Genomic DNA, 3,829 nt, shown 5'->3' on the forward strand with positions numbered 1-3,829 from the left:
GAGGCAATATATGTCCGATACACTGTTCAGTGTTAACTCTGATGTCTTTTCGGTACCTACGGACGATTCGAATCTAAACGGCTCTGATCACTCTTTCCATACACGACGCTCTTACGTTCTGTATCGGACTCAGCATTGCTAAAATTCCATTTCGTAAAATTTTAATTGTTTTTAGTGTCATATTTACATTTAGTTTATTAAACTCTGTCATGATTTTATTTATTACACCAACTCATGGATCTGAATTAACTGAATCATATACCGCGTTTTTACATATTGGATATGCAACGATTACATATGAAACATTATTTTATGCAGCTACACTTTCATTAAAGTATTTTACGTTATTACCATTTACACTTCTTTTTATTTACACGACAGATCCAAGCGAATTTGTAAGTAGTTTAAGTAAACTTGGTATTCATTATAAGATTACATATGCAGTAAATATTGCACTACGTTATATTCCTGACATCCAGTCTGAGTATAAAATTATTAAACACGCGCAAGAAGCGAGAGGCGTGGCTTTTGAAAAAGGAGAAGCAAATATATGGGTTCGTATGAAGAATCGTGTTTTAATTTTCTGGCCGCTAATCATTCATTCTCTAGAAAGAATAGATACGATTTCAAATGCAATGGATTTAAGAGGATTTGGAAAGAAGGATAAACGTACATGGTTTTATACAAGTAAGGCGAAACGTGAAGATTTCATCGTTTTATTTGCCGGTGTTTTCATATTCATTGCTGCGGTATATTTAAAATTAAACGTATTTCAAAACTTTTGGTATCCATTTTAAAGCACTCTTTAAACGAGTGCTTTTACTTATTTTTATGTAGACATGCTCAAAAAAGGGATATATACATAATGTATAATACGAACCAGTTAAAATGATCAACTACCTATTAGTTTTCAAACCAAAAGGAGGAGAAAATATGAGTTACGGTGGTTCTTGTGGTTTTGGTGGAGGTTTCGCTTTACTAGTTGTGTTATTCATTCTATTAATAATTGTAGGATGCAGCTGCTGGGGCGGAGGATACTAATTTTTAATTAGTCTTCACAAATGTAAACTAAAAAAACATTGAAGATACTTATGTATCGAAACAAATAAAAAAGGAGCAACTATGCTCCTTTTTTATTTGTTTAAATGCGTATTCTCACTATATTTCGGGAACGTAATCGTTAAAGTCGTTCCTTTACTAACGATACTTCGGATTTTTAAACTTCCATGCATCGTCTCAATAATCTTAACAGCAACCATCGTACCTAAACCAGTTCCTTTTGTTTTTGTACTAAAATACGGTTCACCGAATCGATGTATTTGCTCCTGTGACATTCCAACTCCGCTATCTTCAATTCGTATTTCAACTTTACTATTATTGATAGATGAGGAAATATTTAAGGTACCACCATTAGGCATTGCTTCAATACTGTTTTTTATTAAGTTTAAAAAACATTGTTGAAAGTGCTGTTTATTACCAACAATGGTTGCCTCAGAAAAATCCTGTGTAATATGTATCGTATTCATATTACACAATGGCAATATCATATTAATAACTCGATTTAACTCTTGTTTTACTGAAATTTGATCTAATTTTTCTGGAGCAGGTTTGGCAAACGTTAAGTAATCATCGATAATTTCTTGGGCACGATTTAACTCTTCAAGTATATGTTTAATATATTCGTCTCTTGATTCAGCAGTTAAATTTGGTGTTTTTAAAAGCTGTGTAAATCCTTTTACAACCGTTAAAGGATTCCTTACTTCGTGCGATATACTTGCAGCGAGTTGGCTAACAATCTCCATTTTTTCCATTTTAATTAATTTTGAGCGCATTAATACAGCATCTTTTATAACTTCATTTATATAAACAATAAATAACATTAAAGTAGTCGGTAATACCATGAAATAAATAATATACAAATTATTCACTTCAAAATCTGATAAAGTTAATACAATTACAGTTGTAAATATTGCTAGGAAAAAGGTTAAAAACATGGAAAAAGCTACTTTAAGCTTTCTATTATATGTATTAAATTTTGAAGATGCGAGTGCTGTAACGATGAACATTATTCCGTAAACAACGACTGTCAGCATATTAAAGCCATAAAATATAAATCTTGTAATTAATAAAATTGTAAACAATATGATACCGACAGGAAATCCACCATAAAGCGTACCTATTATGACCGGAATTTGTCTTAAATCATGAATACAACTTTCATCCATATAGATAGGGTATCGCATACATAAAATAAGCGGGATACTAGAACAAAGGGTAATCAGTAATATTTTGTATTTTTTCAAATAATGCCTGCTATCATATATGAAATAAAAAACAAATATACTACATAAAATGTATAGAAGATTATTTAATACGTTTTGATTAATATAAACAAAGTCCATAATATTTGCCTCGTTATTCTGAATTTACTTAACATATGTATTATACATGATAACATGTGTTAGGATGTATAAACCTTGTTCATACAAGATTTATTTAGCTTTTTTTATAAAATGCAAACATTAGCTATTCAAAGATACTTTTACCAAAACTTTTTACTACTTCTTTCTGCATGTTCGGTAAAACATGGTGGGTTATGTTGCTACTATAAGAAACGTAGGTATTCTTTTCTAAACTCATCCTTTTAATTTCTAGCCACTGAACGAGATAGTCTTTTAAAGTAAGCTTAGACGGCTCCACAAAAGTCCCTTCATTTAAATCCGTAATCTTTTTCGTCACATTTTTTACTGCTTCTTTTTTGTCTTATAACCAGAAACACACTAAGTACTTATTTCCTCTTTTTCGAATATGTCCTTTCACTTAAAACACTCCTTCATTTTGTTTTGAATTATGTTGTATAAGTCTAGTTGTAATGTTGCTATTTTGAAAATTGCATAGTTGGACATATGAGCGATGGATATATTTTACCATATATGAACAAATTCAGTTATAGGATATGATATGTAAGTTACTGCTAATTTTATATTTGCAATATACTGAAAATTAAGTAATATAAAAAATGGAAATATAAAATAATGCAAGGGGGAAAGAAAATGAAAAAGGTTTTTGTAGTGTTTTTTGTACTAGCATTCGCATTTATGTCTATCAATTCTTCAAAAGTTATGGCTTACGGAAATCATAAAGCGGATCTTTATACAAGCGGCGGATCTCAATTATTGAATTATGTTGGATCTAAACAACCTTTATATAATGGTCCTGGTAATCCAAATGTAGTAGGTTATGTTGCCTGGCAAACTGTTACAGTAGAACAAGCATGGTATTTAATTGATACATCTTTAGGAGAAAAATGGGTTGGCTATAATGGAGATGCACTTTTTCTTAAAGATAGATTAAATTCAAATGCTGCTCAACTAGAAATAGGATCTAAACAACCTTTATATAATGGCCCTGGTAACCCAAATGTAGTAGGTTATGTTGCTTATCAATCTGTCAAAGTAAAACAAGCATGGTATTTAATTAATACATCGTTAGGACAAAAATGGATAGGTTATAACCTTTAAAAAGCACTCATAATGAGTGCTTTTTTTATTTATATATAAGTCTAGTTGTAATTTTGGTGCTATGAAAATTACATATTTGGACATATGAGTGATGGATATATTTTATCATATTTAGATTGTTATTAAGGAATAAAAAAAGAGCCATAGGGCCTCTTTTTTTGCTGTATTCATGGAAATAAAATTAAAAGCGTTATTTTATTATAAAAAAATAGGTGACTCAACAATTGTGCTAGCCGAGTCACCTAGTACTATCGAACCAAATAATGTACTTTTTCTATATGTAGTTATGGGGAGTTCTTAGAGGCTAG

The 3,829-nt window shown here is 30.5% G+C and carries 4 protein-coding genes and 1 pseudogene; 3 read left to right on the forward strand and 2 right to left on the reverse strand.

What is annotated here, in order from left to right:
• Nucleotides 1-83: 83 nt before the first annotated feature.
• Both H6481_RS27825 and H6481_RS27830 read left to right on the forward strand, forming a co-directional pair.
• Nucleotides 84-797, forward strand: a complete 714-nt coding sequence (locus tag H6481_RS27825; protein ID WP_259347400.1) for an energy-coupling factor transporter transmembrane component T — start codon at nt 84-86, stop codon at nt 795-797.
• Between the two features lie 136 nt (nt 798-933).
• A complete protein-coding gene (locus H6481_RS27830) occupies nt 934-1,041 on the forward strand; it encodes a YjcZ family sporulation protein (protein WP_000120182.1) in 108 nt (35 codons plus the stop codon).
• Between the two features lie 92 nt (nt 1,042-1,133).
• On the opposite strand, the gene H6481_RS27835 is transcribed toward H6481_RS27830, so the two are convergent.
• Together H6481_RS27835 and H6481_RS27840 are read right to left on the reverse strand one after the other, a co-directional pair.
• Nucleotides 1,134-2,402 carry a HAMP domain-containing sensor histidine kinase gene (locus H6481_RS27835; RefSeq protein ID WP_182813765.1) on the reverse strand — a complete coding sequence of 423 codons (1,269 nt, stop codon included), beginning with the start codon at nt 2,400-2,402 and terminating at the stop codon, nt 1,134-1,136.
• 175 nt (nt 2,403-2,577) lie between these two features.
• Nucleotides 2,578-2,820 (reverse strand): annotated as a pseudogene (locus H6481_RS27840) (site-specific integrase); the annotation flags it as partial.
• Nucleotides 2,821-3,071: 251 nt separating this feature from the next.
• On the opposite strand from H6481_RS27840, the gene H6481_RS27845 reads away from it, so the two are divergent.
• Entirely contained in the window at nt 3,072-3,521 is a 450-nt protein-coding gene (locus H6481_RS27845) for a hypothetical protein (RefSeq protein ID WP_259347399.1), read from the forward strand.
• Nucleotides 3,522-3,829: the final 308 nt, after the last annotated feature.

It is taken from the genome of Bacillus sp. ME78, from assembly GCF_903970865.1.
Taxonomy (GTDB): Bacteria; Bacillota; Bacilli; order Bacillales; family Bacillaceae_G; genus Bacillus_A; species Bacillus_A cereus.

Excerpts from the sequence above, each read along its gene's own strand:
- H6481_RS27830 (WP_000120182.1), top strand. The coding sequence starts at position 934 with ATGAGTTACGGTGGTTCTTGTGGTTTTGGTGGAGGTTTCGCTTTACTA.
- H6481_RS27835 (WP_182813765.1), bottom strand. The coding sequence starts at position 2,402 with ATGGACTTTGTTTATATTAATCAAAACGTATTAAATAATCTTCTATAC.